Consider the following 19,380-nt stretch of genomic DNA (forward strand, 5'->3'; position numbering starts at 1 on the left):
CTTACAGTCCATATAGATTCATCACACGTGTAATATTCTGTTTCACATCAAATCCTCTTTGTTCAAGCTGTGAGGTAATGGTCTCTTGAAGAGGAGGTTCTGCATGATATGCTTCAAGCACCGCCTTCATCCATTCATGCGCGGAATCTCGCAGCGACATCCTTTTCACAAGACCGCAGCCTAAATCTACTTCCTCTGTAATATGATCTGAAATCACACAAGGCAGCCCAGATGCCTGTGCTTCCACTAATACAAGCGGAAGACCTTCAAACAAGGAAGGCATCACAAAAACATCAAATGCTTTCATATACTGTGGAACGTCTGATACGACGCCTGTAAAGACAATGTCCTCCATCAAGCCTGCCTTCTCCGCATACGATTCGACTACTTGCTTCAGCGGTCCATCTCCTACGAGGACAAGCTGAAATGAAACGCCTTGCTTCTTTAAGGTCTGGGCCAGCTCCATAAAAAAAACATGATTTTTTTGCTCATGGAACCGCCCAATATGACCGATGATCATGTTTTTTTCGCGAAGATAGAGCTGCTTTTTGATCTCCGCCTTTTCGTCTGGATCAGGCTGAAAAAAAAGGGATAAATCAATCCCATTTGGCAGCACCTCAACTTGCCCGTTCTGCATTTTTTTCTGTCCAAATAAAAAGACTCCGGCATCCTCGCCGCATGCAACAAGCTGTGTAGAGAATGCAAAGATCAGCTGGCGAAACCCTTTGAGCATCATATGATCCAGCCAGTTTGGCGACTGCTTCCACGCTGTATTATGCGAATGGCAAATGCGCACCTTCACACCCGCTAGTTTTGCAGCAAATGCGGAGAAGCCTGTCTGAAAATCCGTATGTGCATGCACGGCCTGATAGGGTCCTGTTTGCCTAATTGTCTTTGTCAATGTTTTCACAAAAGCAACCGGAGAGGACGCCCCAATACTCGGGACATAAAAGATGCGTCCCCCAAGCTCGCGAATTTCCTCATCATAATCACAGACGTCCTGCCGGTGGGTAATGAAATCAAATTGAAGGACATTCCTGTCGAGTGCACGATAGATGTTCATAATCATCGTTTCAGCTCCGCCGCGGTTCATCCCGCCCACAATATGAAGCACGCGCTTTGGCTCACTCATCCCGAACAGCCCTCCTCTTCAGCATAGACGACGCCAGCTTCCGGCGATGATAAAGCTTCATGACCTTCGGTGACAAGCAGGCACGGACCACCGGTTTTAGAGCAAATAAATAGTCAAGCGGCGATAGCTTTAATAGCCAGCATGCTTTCAAAACGAGCCAGGCATTATCCATCGAATATCGAAACTTTCGCCGCTGAAAGGCTGCTTCATCCTCTCTCACAAGATATAACGGCTCTTGTAAATTAAAGCCTTTCCTCCCAGCAGCAAAAAAGCGGATCCAAAGATCGATATCTTCCATCCGCCTTGTTGTTTTCACAGAGCGATATCCATTTAAAGCTTTGTAAGCAGAAGCCCTCATCATAATGGTCCCATGACAAAAAGGAGTCCCTCTTGCCATCACCTTCCGATCAGGCTCTGAAACAAGTGCCCGTACACCCTTTGTTCCCGTTTCATCAAAAACTGTCATCGCCGTACCGACCACATCGTATTCAGGATATGTATCGAGGAAATGAACCTGTTTTTCTAAACGAACAGGCACCGATAGATCATCGCCATCCTGCCTTGCAATCAACTCTCCCCTCGCTTCAGCCAGACAGCGATTGAGACTGGCAGCGAGCCTTTGATTTTGTTGATTACGGATCATGCGAATTTTTTCAGGATGTCGTTTTGTATAAGACAGCACTTTCTCATAAGTGCCATCTGTTGATGCGTCATCACATATGATGAGCTCCCAGTTTTCATATGTTTGATGAAGAATGGATTCAATACTTTCTTCTACTGTCTCTTGGCAATTGTAGACACCCATGATAATAGACACCTTTGGTTTACGCATGCTGTATCACCTTCTCTGCTTGATCCATATAAATTGTATAAATTTCTTCCATTGCACTGACCGTCTGCTCCTGTGCAAATGCATGAGCGATAGATCGTCCCGCTTTTCCCATGAGGGGCAGCTGATCCTTTTTGTCATAGAGCTGCTGCAAGTAATCAGCTAAACCATTCACATCTTGCGGTTTAACTAAAAAACCATTGACGCCATGTTTGACAAGCTCACAATGCCCTCTATTCTCCGTTGCAATCACGGGTTTTTCTGCCGACATCGCTTCAAGCAGGTTCATGCCGAGCCCTTCTCTCAAGCTGGTGGAAACACACACATCGCTCAAATGCATCCATTCCTCCATTTGTTTGCAAAACCCAGCAAAGTGAACATGCTTTTCAAGCTGGAGCTGGTGAGTAAGCTTTTCATAGTTTGGCCTCATTGTCCCTTCCCCGGCAAACACGATCTTTATATTTGGTATTTTCCTAGACAGCTGTGCACATGCTTTGATGAGCATTCCTTGATTTTTATTCATGTTTAATTCGCCAGCACACAGTACGATAAAATCTTCCGCAGAAAAGCCGTAGGCTGCGCGGAGACGCTGTTTCTCTTTTTCATCAACTGGTGCGAACCGTTTCATATCCACACCCATACCGGGCACATAATAAACAGATGTCCGCTCTTTTGATAGACGGTCTGCTCTTTTAAAATCCTCCCCATTAATGGTGATCAGTGCGTCTGTATAGCGGGCAAGAAATCTCTCAATTGGATAATAGAGCAGCCAGTTTTGAAGCGGCGCCCCCTGCCAAAAGTGAAAGCCATGTGCCGTGTAAAGAACCTTCGTTCCTTTTTTGCGCGCGCCTTTGGCTGCAAGCCTGCCAATGACACTTCCCATTGGTGTGTGGCAATGGATGAAATCATAGTGCTCTTTCGCTAACAGCTTCTTCAGTTCTACATACGCAAGCCGGTTGCGGACATGAAAAGGAGAGCGCTGAATCGGAATCGAGTGAGCTTGATTCACATGGGGCAGCTCCAGCTGGCCATTTGCCGCTGTATGCACTTCCCATCCTTTTTCCTGAAACCACCGGAAATATGGAAGATGAAAGGCCTTAAAGTGATAATCAACCGTTGCGCAAAACAAGACTTTTTTCTTCATTGGCAAGCGGCTCCTCCTCTCGTTTCATCTGTTCGGACAACATATCATGCGACTCAATGGCAGCAAATAATGCTTGTCTCATTTGCTCTTCACTCATCATGTCAAATTCATGTATAAAGCGGTTCAGCACATATGGGTCACCATCCAGCGCATGGCCGATATGAATTTTCGGGAAGATTTGTTCCTGTGCTTTTTCATGCTGGTTCAGTAGTTCTTCGTACATTTTCTCCCCAGGACGAATGCCTGTGAAAGTGATCGGAATCTGGTCTGTGGTGTAGCCTGAGAGGTGAATGAGGTTTTCTGCGAGGTCTACGATTTTCACTGGCTCCCCCATATCTAAAACAAAAATCTGTCTTCCTTCTGCCAGTGCACCTGCCTGAATCACAAGCCTTGATGCTTCTGGGATGGTCATAAAATATCTTGTCATGGCTGGGTGCGTGACTGTCACCGGCCCGCCTTGCTCGATTTGTTTCTTAAAAATAGGGATGACGCTCCCTCTGCTTCCAAGTACATTTCCAAATCGAACGGCGACAAATTTTGTTTCGCTGCTTGCCCCCATTTGCATAATCAGCATTTCAGCAAACCGCTTAGTGGCTCCCATCACATTGGCAGGGTTGACTGCTTTGTCAGATGAGATGAGGACGAATGTTTCAATGCCGTGCTCGTGTGCGGCTTCCGCGACATTTTTTGTGCCGATAATATTGTTTTTCACAGCTTCTTTCGGACTGATCTCCATGAGCGGAACATGCTTATGTGCCGCAGCATGATAAATCATATCCGGTTGAAACTGACCAACGATTTCACTCATTTTCTGTTTATCTTGAATATCCGCAATTTGTGGATAGAGTCTGATGCTGTCTCCATATAATTCTTTCAGCTCTAGTAAAATAGAATGAATGCTAAATTCTCCATGTCCCACAAGTACAATCGCTTGAGGAGCAAACACACAAATTTGACGGCAGATTTCTGACCCAATTGATCCGCCTGCCCCTGTGACCATGATCGTTTTTCCTTTTAAATGAGCAGATAGACGGCTCGTATCTAATTGAATCGGTTCTCTCCCTAGTAAATCCTCTGGCTGTACATCCCGTAATTGATTCAGCGCATGGGTTCCTTTTAAAATCTGCTCCATTTCCGGCATGATCTGTGTTTTGACTCCAGTCGCTACACATTCCTTATACAGCCCTTTTAAGGTGTGGCTGCTTTTAGATGGAATGGCAATGATGATCTTCTGAATATCCATCATCACGACAGCTGTTTGAATTTGTTCTTTTCCTCCTATGACAGGCAGACCCATAATTTCAAGCCTATGTTTCGTCTTGTCATCATCGATGAAGGCGACTGGCTCAATATGTACATCACTCGATTGCTGTAGCTGACGAACGAGCATGGTCCCCGCTGATCCGGCGCCAATGATTAATGCCCGCTCCTTTTCTGCCTGAAGCCGCTTTGCTCCGTCATGAAATAGCCTGGAAGCCATCCGAGAGGCACCGATGAATAAGATATGAAAAAGCCACACGATGAATAAAAACCGAAATGGCCATGTCTGCACGAAAAGGTACAGCATCGTCATCGAAAATAAAAAAGAACACACAAAGGTCTTCATTAAAGAAAATAACTCTCTTACTCCTGTATAAGCCCATACTTGCTTGTACACATGAAATATGCAGGCAAATAGATGGTGCCCAATGAGCAGACTGAGTGAAGAAATGGCGAGCATTTCAAATGTATAAACGGTTAAAGCCGCCTCTTGGACAAATTGAAAACCAAAAAAGACGGCAACTAAGATGAGATATGAATCTAGTGCTACGATGATTGATAATCTTTGGGCGTAAGTCAACGCTCCTCCCCCTTTTTAAAGCATCACTATTCTTACGTAACATGGGCATCAAACCCGTCCTCACATCCCACTACTGATGACGAGCATCTAAGGCACCGGTTGTGCCCACAGCAGGATCGAGTGCCTCCATTGTTAAAGATTAGGAGACATCACCTATCAATCTTTTTAATACATGTACAGCCTGCCCTTTTTCTCTTTCTTGCCATTTAGCATAGCTCCAAGCAGTTTACTTGTTGTTCCCTCTAATACTTCTTTTGATTTCTTCACAGCAGCAATCTTTGTTTTGCCGCTTAAGACAACGAGAATGCTCCCATCCGTCCGGTTCGCCAAGATCTTTGCATCTGCAACTGGCAGAAGCGGCGTGGAATCAACAATCACCATGTCATATTGCTGTTCAATCTCATAAAATAGCTGCTTCATCACAGAAGAGGAGAGCAGCTCTGCTGGATTCGGCGGAATGGTTCCGCTCGGAAGCAGCTCTAAATGCTCAATCGGTGTAGGTAAAATAGCTTCTTCCAAGCTGCAATTATTTAATAGCACATTTGTCAAACCGGTGTGATGACTCAGGTCAAAATATTCATGAACGGCCGGCTTTCGCAAATCAGCGTCCATGAGCAGCACCCGCTTGTTCTGCTGTGCAAAAACAGCTGCTAAGTTTGCAGCCGTAAATGATTTCCCTTCCTTCGGCAAGGAGGAGGTCACTAATATCGATTTCAGCCTTGTTTGGATCGATGTGAATTCGATGTTTGTTCGGATCGTACGGAATTGTTCCGCAATGACAGAGTGAGGATTTAATACAGAAATACAGGATAAATCTCTCTTTTCTCTCTTCTTCCTCTTAAAGATCAATGTTCTGTCCTCCCGTTATGACGGACTGCTTGTCTTTTTTGGCCCTCCTGTCTGCCTGCATCTGATAGACACTGCCAAGGGACGGCAATCCGATCTCTTCTCTTATTTGATGTGTTCGTTTTACAGTATCATCGAGTAAATTCATTAAGAAAATGAGTGTCATTCCCCCTAATAAAGAGGCGCCTAGTGCCAGAACGATATGAACGAATTTTCTCGAATTCATCAGAATCGTGTTGGACAGCTTGGCTTCAGACAAAACATTAATGCGATCCATATTCATTGTTTTTTTGATTTCTTCTTGCAGCACCTCTGTTGCAGTATTCGCAATGGCGACTGCCTTCGCGCGATCCTCATCTTGTACAGAAATATTGATGACCTCAGACTCATTTTCTGTACTTGTGGCAATTTTGTGTTTTAGTCCTTCTGCTGATTCTGTGAGATGGAGTGTTTCTTTTACTTTTTCAATGACAATTGGGCTTTTTAATAAAACTTGAAAGGTACGTGTATATTGAAGGTTCATCTGAATATCGTTTAAATCTGCTTGTGCGTCATTGCTGCGTTTATGAACAAGAATTTGAGTGGTTGCCTGATATACAGGAGTCGAGACATAGAACTGATAATAGGCTGAAATGCCCGTTACGATCAGGACAATCAGGATCAGAAGGGCCATTTTCTCTTTAATGACAGAAAACAGCTGCTTAAAACCTATATTCTCATTCATAGATACCTCCCGATTTCATCATAAAAAGGTTATATATGGTTTCTTTTTGTTAATGATTGGATTATAAAAGATAATACCCGCAAAGAAAAATGTCATAATAGGTCTTATAGTTCTTTTTAAAGAACGAAATCGTTCGTTTTCTTTTGTTTACTTCCTGATTCTTACGTTTTTGAATTTTATAAAGAACAATTTATTTCTTATAATGAACGAAAAGGTCGCAGAACTATTCGCCGGGGAGAAGGGAGATCATTGATCGAATGATAGGCAAGGTGATACGCATTTACCGAAAGAGAAAAGGATACTCGATTCAGCAGCTGGCTGAGGATGCTCATGTCTCTAAGTCATATTTGAGCAAAATTGAGCGTGGTGTCCACAGGAATCCATCTGTCCAGTTCTTAAAAAAGGTATCCTCTTCATTAGAGATTGATTTACAAGAGCTGTTTGATGCAGAGACGATGATGTTTCATTACACTGAGGGTGATGAACACGAATGGCGGGAGCATATCGTCAATGCCGTCCAAGCCGGCATGCCTAAAGAAGAGCTCTATCAGCTGCTCCAAACGTACCGAAAGGAGCAGGAAGAAAAGTCGATACATGTCACCCATAGAAAGCTGACTGACTCAAATATTGCAGAATGGAAGCGTCTAATGAGTGAAGCGAAGGCAATTGGCTTAAGCATTGAGGAAGTAAAAGCTTTCCTCAACAACATGGGAGAACGCCGGGCGTAAGCCTTTCAGGAAGAATGATTGCGGGGAGAGGCGTTTGACGCTTCGATGAAAAAGAGCCTTTGATTCATGAAAGGCTCTTTTTTCTCTTATTCTTCTTTTTTTGTTCGTGCTTTTTTCGTTATATCATTGTTTTTCCAATAGGCCCATAGTGATGTAATCCCAAGAAAGGCCAGCGTGATGAATTGCTGAACGCCTTCTTCATCAATAGGAATTGGGCTTTTTCCTGCAGCAGTTAACGCACTGTTAATAAGCGCCAGTAAAAGCAGCACAAGCCTTGCAATGGTACCTGCACTAATTTTTTGAACCTCCAACTGTAACCCCTCCCTTTCCTCTTCTTACGGGCGGTATTGCTCGTTCTCTCTCATATGTATGCAGCAGCCAAATGAATAGAAGAACGAATCAAAAAAAGAGACATCATTCCTATATGCGGAATGATGCCTGATTTCATTTGCTATTTATTTAGAAAACATCTCTTTTGCTTCATCCAATGCCATTTTATTGCCTAGAGCTGAGTAATCGAGCCAAGGCTGATCGGCAATCGGATAGACTTGGTTTTTCTTCACTGCTTTTAGACCCTTCCAAATCGGAGTCTTTTCTAATTGCTTGAATGCCTGCTGCGCTTTATCATCACGGTTGACGACAACAAAGATCGCATCAGCATCATAGTCAGGAAGAACCTCTTGAGAAATCACTTCAAATGGGCGCTTGCTGTCCAGCTTTTTCACACCATCGACAGGTGTCAGGCCTAAATCATCGTATAAAATAGGACCCATTGGGCGCTTCATGCTAAATACGCGAAGCTCCTTTGCTGTCACACGGATCGCCATGACTTTTCCGTTTCCAATCTTTTTCTTGATGAGCGATTTGACTTCTTTTGCTTCTTGATTGTAATTCTTAATATATTGGTCCGCTTCTTTTTCTTTATTGACGTGTTTGGCGATTTTTTTCAAGTGATCCCGCCATGTGCCATCATTTAAATTAAACACTTCTGTTTTGGCGATCTTCTTATATTTCGATAAGTCTTGTCCGGCTAATTCTTCATCAACATAAATAACATCTGGTTGTAACGCAAGCAGTGATTCCATATCTGGATCAGCTGCAATGCCGAGCTTCTTCGTCTGACTCAGCTGCTTTTTCGCATGTGGAAGGAAATCTTTTAAGTCTCCTCCTACAACAGAGCCCGCTGGTTTGATACCGAGTGCTAACAAGTCATTCGTTAAATGAATGGACAAGGAAGCAATCTTTGGTGTTCCATTGGTCTTTTCATTTGTTGTATTCTTTGTTTCCTGTTGTCCGCAAGCGGCAAGCAGCAAGAAACAGAGCGTTAATCCAAACACTAGTAGTTTTTTCATGATGAGTTCCTCTTTCATGTTTATTTCGTTTTAGTTAATAAATAGAGAAAATACGGGGCACCGATAAAGGCCACGACCACACCCGCTGGTATGGCATTTGGAGCAAAGATAGATCGCCCGATTGTATCGGCACTGACCAAAATCAACAAACCAAGCAGCGCACTAACTGGTAAAAAATACTGATGCAGTGACCCGACCAGCCGTCTAGCCAAATGCGGGGCGACGAGGCCAATAAAGCCAATACCGCCTGTCATCGAAACACTTGCACTCGCGAGGCCTACCGCTAAGGTCAGCAAGAGGAGACGTTTACGCTGGACTCGTACACCTACACTTGAGGCGACAGCGTCTCCTAATGTCAATGCATTGAGCGTGTTTGACTGCATCAGCGTAAGCGGCACAAGGCATACAATCCAAGGCAGAAGTGCCAGTACATGAATCCAGTCTCTCCCCCATACATTGCCCACAAGCCATCTCGAAGCAAACGTGTATGTATCTTCATCCAGCTTCAATGACAAATATAAGGTGAGTGCACTAAATCCCGCAGCAACCGCAATGCCAACTAAGATCAGACGGATAGGAACAAGCCCTTCATGCCGGTCATATGCAAGAAGCACAATAACCGCTGCCGCAAGCAGTCCGCCGCCAAACGTAAAGAGCGGAATAAGAAGAGACGGATTGCCTTCAAGTGCATGAAAATATGTCACAAACACAATTAAGCCAAATGCTGCCCCTGCATTCAGTCCAATGATTCCAGGATCGGCCAGAGGGTTACGGGATAAGCTCTGCAAAATGCCGCCAGCAATGCCAAGACCAATACCAGCTAACATCGTCACCACGATTCGAGGCAGACGATAGTCAAACAGCACCGTTTCACTTTGGAAATCTCCAAAGCCAAATAACGTCTTGACGACCATGACAGGGCTGAGTTTCAGCGTACCGGTATTTAAACTATACAGAACAACAGCCGCACTCAGGCAAATCAAAGCGACTGTCACGGCAAGAGCACGCTGTTTCTCTCTCATGACAGGTTCCTCCCTTCTTTTCGGGCAATGTATAAGAAGAAAGGAACACCAACAAGTGCCACCATCACACCAATGGCAAGCTCTCTTGGCGGATTGACTGTACGGCTGGCAAGGTCTGCAAAGACAAGCAGCATTGCGCCTAATATCGCTGACATCGGAATAACGAAACGATAGTCTACACCAACAAGCTTTCGTGCAATATGCGGGATGACGAGACCGACAAACCCAATCGACCCGACTGCTGATACAGAAACCCCTGCTAATAACACAGCAGCGGTCATGCCTAGTATTCGCACTTGTCGGGTTTTCACCCCTAAATTCGCCGCTGTATCTTCACCGAGCGATAGTAAGGAAAGTGACCGGCCTAATAGTATTGCCCATACGATCACAATCAGAATGACCGGAGCAAGAATCGTCAGCTGCGGCCATTTCACACCAGCTACCCCGCCTGCATACCAAAAAGCCAGATCCTGACTCAGGTCAAAATAAATCGCGATCCCAGAGCTGAGCGCATGAAGCAATGCGGCGACAACCGCTCCTGCTACAGTGAGACGCAGCGGTGTCAATACGCCGCCAGCCGCCCCAATCGCAAAGATCAGTAGCGTACTGAGCACAGCACCAATAAAGGAGAAAAACATCAGTGCCGAATAAGGCATTCCTGGGAAAAAAGCAAAACAGAGAGCGACCACAAACATCGCACCGCCATTAATACCCAAAATCCCCGCATCTGCCAGTGGATTTCTTGTGATGCCCTGCATAAGAGCACCCGCTACGGCAAACGCCGCTCCCACTAGAGCTGCCCCTAAAACACGTGGAAGTCTTAATTCATGGATGATCTGCTGCTCTGTGACATTTGACTGATAGTCAAATACAGCTGTCCAAACCGTTTGCAGAGACAATGTTTTTGCACCGTATGACACAGCAAAAAACATGGCAGCCGCTAAACCAATAACGGCGAGAAAAAATATTAAAAAGAACAGAATATGTGATGATCGCTTTTGTTGAGGTTTTCGCTTATCCTGCAAAATCGGTGTCATCCTTTTCTTCATTAAAAGTCAGTTTGAAAATGAGAATCATAATCAACAAAATTATAGCCGCCAGCCTCTAAAAAATCAATGTACACCCTATTTTTTAATTAATGAAGGTATGTGCGGAGTAGAGAAAGGCGGGGTTCTTTTTGCCTCACAGAACGACCTATCATGTTTTCTCATATTTTAATAGGAAAATAGTTGACATTTTGCATGAATATCCACTAAAATTACAAAAGTAAGTCAAATGTTATAAAAATATTACAAACAGATGTCAAAATAATAAAGAATGACCCGTCATGAGAGGAGATTTGAAAGTTGTGTCAGTAAAGGGAAAATGGAGTATCGTCCTATTTGCGCTTGCAGTCGTCATTGGAGCAGTTGCTTTCTTTCAAAATCAACAAGCAAGCGGTACAGAGAAGAAAAATGTAAAGCAAGATACGAACTATAAAAACGTGGAAATTGTCACTCTCGTAAATGACGGGAAATTTATGAGATATGCAGTCAACTATCCTCTTTTTCATCAAAAAGAGCTAGATGACAAGATTCAAAGCTATGCCAATTCAGCATTAGAGCATTTCAAAAAAACATTCAGCGAAGCAAAGGATATCGATGAACATAAACGCTATGAACTGAATATTGATTATGAAATGGTGCATTATGCAAAGCAGTCTGCTGCCATTCGCTTTACGACCTATACGTATACTGGCCAGCAAAATGGAACCACCAATCATCTCACGATTAACTTTGATTTTCAGAAAAAAACCTTTCTTGACACAAAAGATCTATTTCTGCCTAAAACCAATTATTTAAAGAAATTATCCTATATTACATATACGGAGCTTCGAAAGGACAAAACCTTATCTAAGGATCAGCCTCTCCTTCAGAAAGGAACAGCCCCTGATGCTCAAAACTTCAGTCAATTTGCCTTGAAAGACAAATATGTAGAATTTTATTTCCCTGCATCTCAAGTAGCCGCAGAGGATCTTGGTCCGCAAACACTCGCAATCAAAAAGACATTGCTGAAGGACATATTAAAGCCAGAATATATGGATAAAATCAAAAATAAAAATGAAATGAAAGAACCGAATCCAAAAAGAAAAGCCGTCAAGCTTCCGCAAAAATCAAAGCTTGACCCGAATAAAAAAGCCATCGCACTCACATTTGATGATGGACCGAATCCAGCGACAACATCAAAAATTTTAGATGCGCTCAAGAAAAATAAAGGACATGCCACCTTTTTCGTCTTAGGCAGCAGGGTGCAGTATTATCCTGGAATGCTTGCCGACATTCTAAAAGGCGGGAATGAGATCGGAAACCATTCCTACAATCACCCTTTATTAACAAGACTGCCTTTAGAAGAAGCCGTGAAACAAGTGAAGGACACCCAGCAGCTGATTGAGAAAGCAAGCGGATATACACCTACGCACTTTAGACCGCCATATGGCGGTACAAATCAAGACATCAATGAGGCGATTGGGATGAAGGTCACTTTGTGGGATGTTGATCCTGAGGATTGGAAAATCCGCAACAGCCAGCAGATCACAAACCGCGTTCTCTCACATGCAGCAGATGGCAGAACAGTGTTAATGCACGATATTTATGAAAGCTCAGCTCAAGCAGCAGTAAAGATCATCCGTGAACTCACCAAACAAGGCTACCAGCTCGTCACAGTGAGTGAACTTGAACAATTAAAAAAAGAACGACATGAACAAACCCCTGTAGAGTAAACAGGGGTTTTTGTTTTATGACTCCAAAGACTTTTTTTGCTTCAATAATGCTTGAAATCTCTCTTCAAGCTCTTGCGACGGCTCAATACTTAAACGGCTGAGCACTTCAGACAGCTCCATATCAATTAACAGAAGCTCCTCTTCTCTATTTGTCACAGCTGGTTTTTCTTCCTTTTGTTTATATGCTTCATATGTGCCGTCAAATCCTTCAATACGTTCCTCATGAATATGGAAAATACGAGTGGCAACCTCCTCAATCAGCCTGCGATCGTGGGAAACAAACACAACGGTACCTGGATAATCCTTCAAGAGACCTTCAAGTGCTTCAACTGCGGCCAGATCTAAAAAGTTCGTCGGTTCATCCAGCATGAGAACATTGGCATCACTGACGAGTAAGGACGCAAGCATCGTTTTCACCCGTTCTCCCCCGCTTAATACGCCAACAGGCTTATGCACATCATCCCCTCTAAATCCTAGTCTCGCCAAAACCGTTCGAACCACTGTCTCTTCTTGAACTGCCTCTTTCAGCGCATTTTGTAAAATCGATTCATCTACCTTCAGTCCTGAAAGATCCTGACGGAAGTACGCTAGCTTGACAGCCTCTGAGCGAGTAACTCCGGGATGTCCATTCACTAACATACGGAGAAATGTCGTTTTGCCGCTCCCGTTCTTTCCGATAATAGCAACCTTGTCTCCGCCCCTCACTTCCACATTTGCCTGCTTCCAAAGCACTTTATCGCCCGCCTTGCCATCTACATTTTCCACGCGCAAAATGGTACGGCTAGCTACTTCCTTCATCGTATGCTGAGTCATTTGGATCGGCTGAATGTCCTTTACTTTCTCAACCTTTTCTAATTTCTCCATCCTGGTTTCAATGGATTTGGCTGTTTTTTGCAGCTTTTTTTGCTTATTTGCATAGTAGGGCTTTGCAATTTTAGGTCCTGAGGATTTCACCTTTTGGGATGGCTTTGTCGCTTTGTCCGCCTTTTTCTTTTTCTTTTCCAGTGCATGCTCTAATTGTTTTTTCTTTTGTGTATAAGCTTCGTACGCTTCCACCTGCTGACGATGTGCCAGCTCTTTTTGCTGTGCAAAATGTGTGTAGTTGCCTTTGTAATGATGAAGCTTCCCATGATCTAGCTCCCAAATCTCCGTACAAATTGCATCTAAAAAAGCACGATCATGTGAAACAACAATGAGAGCTCCCTGATAATGACGCAGCTTATCTTCCAGCCACTCAATATGCTCTGTATCCAAATGAGTTGTCGGTTCATCTGCTAATAAAAGGGCTGACGGCCGGCTTAATGCTCTTTCAATATAAGTCTGGGTCATTTCACCGCCACTCTGTCTGCCATCTCCTTGTTTCAATTGTGGAAGCAGGGTACAAGTCGCAGTGGCGGCCACCGTGCCGCTGTCTGGTGTTTCCTGCCCCGCCAGCACATGTAATAAAGTCGTTTTGCCGCTGCCATTTGTCCCTACAAGACCAATGCGATCATCTTGATGGATGGCTAGTTCCTCAATATCAAATAACAAGCGATCTTTTCGAAATACCTTTAACTGATTGGCTTTTAATAACATCCAATCCTCTCCTTTCGTATCAGGAGACATGAAAAAGCCTCCCATTCTCAGAATAGGAGGCAAAATGGTGTACAAAAATAAGCGGATTGATCCAGTATGGTGTGCCGTTCCAATTTGAACACACACATCCCACGTATCAATCACCTCATTCTTTGATTCCCAAGCTGTACCATCCTATTCCGAAGCTAAAAAATGAAAACGCAGCAAACATGGCAAACCGATCGTTTGCTCACTGCCTTCGTTCGTTCATTTTGCTTACAGGTCATAGGATTAGTACTTCATTGCATTGGGTCACCCTTCCGTCGTTTGTTACGTATACGATAAAAGATTGGTTATTTTTTGTCAAGCTGAAAAGGCATAAGTGAGTCGATTAACTGGAGTGTAAATGGATGGGACACTTCAAACAATTCGTCCTTTTTGCATTCCTCCACTAGGCTTCCTTCATGTAAAAATAGAAGACGGTCACATAGATACACCGCTGCTTCTACATCATGGGTAATGAGAAGGATCGTCATGTCTAGCTCTTGTTTTAATGTCTCAAGCAACTCCAATATTTGTACTTGAACAGAAACATCCAGTGAACTCAGGACTTCATCTAGTATGAGAATGGATGGGTGCGTTGATATAGCTCGTGCGATGCACACTCGCTGAAGCTGACCGCCGCTTAGCTGATGAGCATATTGATTCAGTACAGACGAGGGCAGCCTGACTTGCTGAAGTAATGACAAAACTTTCTGATCCAGATTCTGATTCTGCTTTAACAAACGCATCGGTTCTGCTACGATCTCTTTCACCGTAAAGGAGGGATGAACAGAAGATAGATAATCCTGAAAAACAACACTCATTTTTCCCCGATTCACCCTCCGCCACTTGTCAGCTGGCATGCCATCAATCTGTACCTCGCCTCTATCTATTTTTTCTAAACCGAGCAGGATACGTGCCAATGTACTTTTGCCACTGCCGCTCTCACCGACTAATCCGGCACATTGTCCTTTTTCAATTTGAAACGAAACGTTTGATATGCGGTCTTTTTGTTTCTTTTGATGTGAAAAAAGACCTTTCTTCTCACCGTGTTTGACTAGATTTATAGCTGTGATCAACATGGAAACGCCTCCGCTCTCTTCTGCTGCCGCAGTGCTTTAATAGGAGCAGATAATCGAAGCCTCGTCTCCAGTAAATGCTTTGTTTGGGGATGCTCGGGTGATGTGAACACTTCCTTGGCTGACCCATGCTCAAGCATTACTCCTTGGTGCATGACCATCAACTCATCGGCGATTGCCTGAACGATGCCTAAATCATGCGTTATGACGATCAAGGTAACACCGGTTTCTTCCTTTAGCCTGTGTAATTGTCTGATGACTTCACGCCGATTAAAGGCATCAAGCGATGCAGTTGGCTCATCTGCAATGATCACGTTAGGAGAAAGCATCATCGTGATGCCAATCATCACACGCTGAAGCATTCCTCCAGACAGTTCATACGGATATTTTTTCATCAAATCATATGGATTTTTTAAATGAACACGTGCAAGCCCAGCCATAGCATGTGCTTTTGCTTCTTTCCCGCGTAAGCCCAAATGCTGCTGAAATGTTTCCATTATTTGATGACCAATCGTTTCGATGGGATTGAATGCATTCATAGCATCTTGTGAGATGAAACCTATTCGTTTCCCCCGCCATTGATGCGCTTCTTGATTTGTCAATGTTTTGCCGTCAAAAATGATCGTTCCTTCCACTTCTAGCGAAGGGGCGACAAGGTCAATTAACGCTTTTGCGACAGTTGATTTTCCACTGCCACTTTCTCCAATGACGGCTAAACAGCGTTGTTGGTGTAAAGAAAATGTGATATTCGTCACTATATTCTTTTGCTGCTGTGGATCATGTACGGACAGATTTTTTACGTCGATTAAAGGCAAATGGCCTCACCCCTTTCTTTCTTGTATGATGCATGGCAGGATTCGCGGCATGCTGAAGGCTGTCTCCTAAAAAGTTCAACGCCATGACCACAAACAAGATGGCAAGTCCAGGCGCAAGCATATGGGCAGGATGTGTCACCATGACATTCTTCGCCTCGTTGAGCATCATACCCCATTCTGGTGTAGGTGCACTCACACCTAACCCAAGAAAAGACAGTGCTGATATATTTAAGATTACCCAGCCCGCATCAAGTGTCGCAAAAACAGCAATTTCTCCTGAGATGCGAGGAAATAGATGTCTCCTCAATATGTAAAAGGGTGTGCCGCCAGACACCTTTGCAAACTGAACAGAAGGTTCATTCGCATATTGAAGGACAGACGAACGAATCATCCTTGTATACCAGGCCCATTTCGCTAGGACATTCGCCAAAATAATATTGAATAGTCCAGGTCCGAGGATTCCCACAACCGCAAGGATCATCACCTCTGCTGGAAAGGAAAGCATGACATCACACAGCCTCATCAAAACCCCATCCACCTTTCCTCGAAAGAATCCTGCCATGAGTCCAAGTACACTGCCAATGAGCATCGTGATACACATCGTCAGCATGGCCGCAAGCATTGTTGTCCGAATGCCATATAAAAGCCGAGACAATACACATCTCCCTAGATGATCCGTTCCTAATGGATAAGTAAGACTGATACCGGCATATTTTTGAAGAATGTTCGTATTTGTTGGGTCATGTGGTGCTAACACTGGTGCAAACAGTCCAGCTAATGCAACCAGTGCTAACAGCCAGATTGAAAGAATCGCCATACGGTCTTTTCTTAATTGATGCCACCCTATCATCGTTGTCAGACCTCCTTTCGCAACTGCGGATTCATGGTCATTTGGATCACATCAGCGATGAGATTGCACATAACAAACAGGAACCCCATCACAAATAAATAGGCTTGAATAATAGGGAAATCAGCATGGAAAATAGCTGTTACACACAACCGGCCAACCCCTGGCCAAGCAAAAAGGTTCTCAATAATAACAGTTCCCGCAATGAGCTTTGGAATAGACATGCCAAGTGCTGTCACCGCTAATTGCAGGGCATGCCTCATGACTTTCAGTTGAACGGTTCGTTCCTTTAAACCACGTGCTCTTGCGTAAAAAACAAAGGGCTCGTGCTGAAATTTTAGAATTTGATTGCGTATCAGTCTCACATAGGTCGATAAGTAGCCAAATGATAATGTGACAGCTGGAAGAAGAATCGATTTGAACCCTTCCATTCCACTCGTATTGACCCAATTGAATTTGACAGAAAAAAGCCAAATCAACAATATCCCCAGCCAAAAACTAGGCATTGAAGCGGCGATAAACACAAAGGCTCTCAAGATCCGGTCCACCCAGGAATGATCAGCATATGCACAAATCACCCCGAACAACAAACTGAGCAATATGATCAAAAAGAGCGCTGCTCCTGCAAGCTGCAATGTAGCAGGCAGCGCCTCCATGATAAGATTAAAAACCGGCTCCTGTGTGACATAGCTCTTACCAAAATCACCTGTTAATCCATCTTTAAGCCATGTGGCATAGCGGATGAAAAACGGCTGGTCTAAGCCTAATTCCTGACGCATCGATTCAATCATTTCTTCTGTTGGTGTGACTTGATTCACCCGCAAAGCGACCTCAGCTGGATCACTTGCCCGCATCGTCAGCAGGACAAAAGCAAAGAAGGTGATGAAGATCATAAGCGGAAAAAGCATCAGTATTCGTTTTAAGAGATAGCGAGTCATGTCTCTACCTCGTTTTATGACGCAAAATACATACGGTCAAATGGGATTTCATACTGAGACACATGAAAACCTACGCCTTTCAGGCGCTTATTATAAACGGCCTTTGTCACAGAATAAGAGATTGGGATGTAGACATTTTCATCATGGATATACGTCAATATTTCTTGATACATTTGTTTCCGCTTTTGCTCATCTGGTTCTACTAATACTTCCGTAATCGTCTCATCCAGCCACTTTTTCTTTTTCAGTCCTAATTGGGCTTGATAATCAGCATGGGATGCTACACGGAATGAAGAGACATAAGTTTGTGGATCATATGGGAGTCCCCAAGACAGCGAGTACATCAGATCGAACTTTCCTGTTTTTTGGCGATCTAAAAATGCCTGTTTTTCTTCTCCTCTAATATCCAGCTTGATCCCCACCTGCTTGAAATCTTGTTGAATTGATTCGCTGATCGTTCTTTCCCCTGCATTATCGGAATTATAGTAAATAGCCACACTCAGCAGTTTGCCATTTTGATAGCGATACCCGTCTTCTTTCATCCTCCAGCCTGCCTCATCCAATATTGCCTCTGCTTTCTTCTTTTGATCAGTTTTCTTTTTCAATGGAATATTTGCGTAAGGGACAGAAGGAGCAAGCAATGTGTGTGCCACCTTTTCCGTTCCATTTAAAATGCCTTCTGTGATCATGTCCTTTTGAATGGCGTATTGAAACGCTTCTCTTACTTTCGGATCTTTTGTGATTGGCTGGTTTGAATTAATGACTATCGATCTTGAACCAACAGGAGGACTCACGGTTACACCATATTGACCTGCTTCTTTTAAAGCCTGGAATGAGTCTCCATCGATCATGTCACCATCTGCTCCAAATAAAAGATCTATCTCTCCTTTTTGGAGCGCAAGTAAGATGGTCTGGTGATCCGGCATGACTTTCCATTTCACGGTTGAAATTTTCGGCTTTTTCCCCCAATAGTGGTCATTCATTTCAAAAACGGCATATTGATTTTTCTTATGTTCCTTTAGAACATAAGGACCTGTACCTGCATAGCTTTTGACTCCTTTTGCAGTCGTTCCATCAATGAAGCTTTTTGGAGAAATAAAACGGAAGGGGCGTGTTAAGCCCAGCTCTTCTAACGTAGGATAATAAGGCTCTTTCAACGTGAGAACAAATGTATCGTCATCTAACGCCTTTGTGGATTTGATTTCGGATACGAGATTAAGCCAAGCGTTCTTTTCAATATTTTTGACGACAGCATCAATATTCAATTTCACTGCCTTTGCATTAAAAGGCTCACCATCTGAAAAAGTCACACCTTTTCGAAGATGAAAGGTGTAGGTTTTTCCATCTTTTGAAATGTCCCAGCTTTTCGCTAAGGCAGGCTGAACGCCCTTCTCTGTATTGACGACAAGCGATTCAAACACCATATTTTGAGCAGCCATCTCTCCGCCGTATAGATGGGGATTGATGTCCCTGATATCTTTTGTACTTGCATACACGAGCTCATCTTCTTCTCTATCATTCATGCTGGAAGATGCTTTGTTTCCAGAGCATGAGGCCAATAAAAAACAAGCCATCACTGAAAACAGCATCAAGGTGTATGTCACATAGGGATGCTTTTTCTCATATTTCTTCTTTATGTAAACAGGTTGATCACTCATATGTATTTCCTCCAATTCAACATTATCGTAATCATTACGATTATTAATCGAAATGATTACGAATTGAATATT

At 43.6% G+C, this 19,380-nt stretch carries 18 protein-coding genes; 2 read left to right on the forward strand and 16 right to left on the reverse strand.

The window, feature by feature from the left end; genetic code table 11:
• Position 1: 1 nt before the first annotated feature.
• From NST59_RS15920 to NST59_RS15945, 6 genes are all read right to left on the reverse strand, one after another.
• Positions 2-1,132: a glycosyltransferase family 1 protein gene (locus tag NST59_RS15920; RefSeq protein WP_268502058.1), complete on the reverse strand. Its 1,131-nt coding sequence runs from the start codon at positions 1,130-1,132 to the stop codon at positions 2-4.
• Positions 1,125-1,964 carry a glycosyltransferase family 2 protein gene (locus NST59_RS15925; RefSeq protein WP_064498013.1) on the reverse strand — a complete coding sequence of 280 codons (840 nt, stop codon included), beginning with the start codon at positions 1,962-1,964 and terminating at the stop codon, positions 1,125-1,127. Before NST59_RS15925 ends, NST59_RS15920 begins: the two co-directional genes overlap by 8 nt.
• Positions 1,957-3,105, reverse strand: a complete 1,149-nt coding sequence (locus tag NST59_RS15930) for a glycosyltransferase family 4 protein (protein ID WP_144491524.1) — start codon at positions 3,103-3,105, stop codon at positions 1,957-1,959. Before NST59_RS15930 ends, NST59_RS15925 begins: the two co-directional genes overlap by 8 nt.
• Complete coding sequence (locus tag NST59_RS15935) at positions 3,071-4,945, reverse strand: polysaccharide biosynthesis protein (RefSeq protein ID WP_039181574.1); 1,875 nt, start codon at positions 4,943-4,945, stop codon at positions 3,071-3,073. Before NST59_RS15935 ends, NST59_RS15930 begins: the two co-directional genes overlap by 35 nt.
• 165 nt (positions 4,946-5,110) lie before the next feature.
• Entirely contained in the window at positions 5,111-5,794 is a 684-nt protein-coding gene (locus NST59_RS15940; RefSeq protein ID WP_024423527.1) for a CpsD/CapB family tyrosine-protein kinase, read from the reverse strand.
• Entirely contained in the window at positions 5,784-6,515 is a 732-nt protein-coding gene (locus NST59_RS15945) for a YveK family protein (RefSeq protein ID WP_024423528.1), read from the reverse strand. Before NST59_RS15945 ends, NST59_RS15940 begins: the two co-directional genes overlap by 11 nt.
• Positions 6,516-6,772: 257 nt before the next feature.
• Between NST59_RS15945 and slrR the strand changes: the two genes are divergently transcribed.
• Positions 6,773-7,243 (forward strand): HTH-type transcriptional regulator SlrR, encoded by a 471-nt coding sequence (gene slrR, locus NST59_RS15950; RefSeq protein WP_058837587.1) that lies wholly within the window; start codon positions 6,773-6,775, stop codon positions 7,241-7,243.
• Positions 7,244-7,329: 86 nt separating this feature from the next.
• On the opposite strand, the gene NST59_RS15955 is transcribed toward slrR, so the two are convergent.
• The 4 genes from NST59_RS15955 to NST59_RS15970 all read right to left on the reverse strand — a co-directional run bounded on the left by NST59_RS15955 (position 7,330) and on the right by NST59_RS15970 (position 10,642).
• Positions 7,330-7,554: a phage holin gene (locus tag NST59_RS15955; protein WP_039181582.1), complete on the reverse strand. Its 225-nt coding sequence runs from the start codon at positions 7,552-7,554 to the stop codon at positions 7,330-7,332.
• Positions 7,555-7,698: 144 nt separating this feature from the next.
• The gene (locus NST59_RS15960; RefSeq protein WP_039183325.1) at positions 7,699-8,598 is read right to left on the reverse strand and encodes an iron-hydroxamate ABC transporter substrate-binding protein; all 900 of its coding nucleotides are present in this window, start codon (positions 8,596-8,598) and stop codon (positions 7,699-7,701) included.
• Between the two features lie 17 nt (positions 8,599-8,615).
• Positions 8,616-9,617, reverse strand: a complete 1,002-nt coding sequence (locus NST59_RS15965) for a FecCD family ABC transporter permease (protein WP_064498011.1) — start codon at positions 9,615-9,617, stop codon at positions 8,616-8,618.
• A complete protein-coding gene (locus NST59_RS15970; protein ID WP_180272443.1) occupies positions 9,614-10,642 on the reverse strand; it encodes a FecCD family ABC transporter permease in 1,029 nt (342 codons plus the stop codon). The genes NST59_RS15965 and NST59_RS15970 overlap by 4 nt, the downstream gene beginning before the upstream one ends.
• A 323-nt stretch (positions 10,643-10,965) precedes the next feature.
• Here NST59_RS15970 and NST59_RS15975 point away from each other — a divergent pair, with 323 nt between their 5' ends.
• Positions 10,966-12,375 carry a polysaccharide deacetylase family protein gene (locus NST59_RS15975; RefSeq protein ID WP_047203008.1) on the forward strand — a complete coding sequence of 470 codons (1,410 nt, stop codon included), beginning with the start codon at positions 10,966-10,968 and terminating at the stop codon, positions 12,373-12,375.
• Between the two features lie 15 nt (positions 12,376-12,390).
• On the opposite strand, the gene abc-f is transcribed toward NST59_RS15975, so the two are convergent.
• The 6 genes from abc-f to nikA all read right to left on the reverse strand — a co-directional run bounded on the left by abc-f (position 12,391) and on the right by nikA (position 19,308).
• Positions 12,391-13,950, reverse strand: a complete 1,560-nt coding sequence (gene abc-f / locus NST59_RS15980; RefSeq protein WP_338595129.1) for a ribosomal protection-like ABC-F family protein — start codon at positions 13,948-13,950, stop codon at positions 12,391-12,393.
• A 332-nt stretch (positions 13,951-14,282) separates the two neighbouring features.
• Positions 14,283-15,053, reverse strand: coding sequence for an ABC transporter ATP-binding protein (locus NST59_RS15985; protein ID WP_058837584.1), 771 nt, complete (start codon positions 15,051-15,053; stop codon positions 14,283-14,285).
• On the reverse strand, positions 15,047-15,865 hold the full coding sequence (locus NST59_RS15990) for an ABC transporter ATP-binding protein (protein WP_341040817.1): 819 nt from the start codon (positions 15,863-15,865) through the stop codon (positions 15,047-15,049). Before NST59_RS15990 ends, NST59_RS15985 begins: the two co-directional genes overlap by 7 nt.
• Complete coding sequence (opp1C, locus tag NST59_RS15995) at positions 15,828-16,715, reverse strand: nickel/cobalt ABC transporter permease (protein ID WP_106025651.1); 888 nt, start codon at positions 16,713-16,715, stop codon at positions 15,828-15,830. Before opp1C ends, NST59_RS15990 begins: the two co-directional genes overlap by 38 nt.
• Before the next feature lie 5 nt (positions 16,716-16,720).
• Positions 16,721-17,650: a nickel/cobalt ABC transporter permease gene (opp1B, locus tag NST59_RS16000; RefSeq protein WP_268464320.1), complete on the reverse strand. Its 930-nt coding sequence runs from the start codon at positions 17,648-17,650 to the stop codon at positions 16,721-16,723.
• A gap of 14 nt (positions 17,651-17,664) precedes the next feature.
• Complete coding sequence (gene nikA, locus NST59_RS16005) at positions 17,665-19,308, reverse strand: nickel ABC transporter substrate-binding protein (protein WP_341040818.1); 1,644 nt, start codon at positions 19,306-19,308, stop codon at positions 17,665-17,667.
• Positions 19,309-19,380: the final 72 nt, after the last annotated feature.

This window comes from Bacillus sp. FSL R5-0439, assembly GCF_038008805.1.
In the GTDB taxonomy this organism is placed as follows: Bacteria; Bacillota; Bacilli; order Bacillales; family Bacillaceae; genus Bacillus; species Bacillus safensis.